Source organism: Achromobacter sp. GbtcB20, from assembly GCF_019091095.1.
In the GTDB taxonomy this organism is placed as follows: Bacteria; Pseudomonadota; Gammaproteobacteria; order Burkholderiales; family Burkholderiaceae_B; genus Achromobacter; species Achromobacter mucicolens.
Map to the genome: position 1 here is coordinate 1 of NZ_JAGXJZ010000432.1, position 301 is coordinate 301.

The 301-nt window shown below is 57.8% G+C and carries 1 pseudogene; it reads left to right on the forward strand.

Annotated features, from left to right (window positions below):
• Positions 1 to 18: 18 nt before the first annotated feature.
• Positions 19 to 301 (forward strand): annotated as a pseudogene (locus tag KVT32_RS29645) (glycosyl transferase); the annotation flags it as partial.

A 301-nucleotide genomic window follows, 5' to 3' on the forward strand; every position in this document is an offset into this window, starting at 1 on the left:
CAAGCATGGCCTTAAGGGCTACTTTCGCTTGCTAATGTGGCGCTGCAGGTGGGCGATGTATTCGTGCTGATTGCCGCGTTGACGGTGGCCGGGGCAACCGCGGGCTTCCTCGTCTGGAATTACCCGGTCGGCCTGATTTTCCTGGGCGATGGCGGCGCCTACTTTATCGGGTTCATGCTCGGCGAGCTGGCATTGCTCCTGGTAATGCGCAATCCCGACGTCACGACCTGGTATGCCGCGCTGCTGCTGATATATCCGGCATTCGAAACGGTGTTTTCCGCTTATCGACGAATGTTTGTAC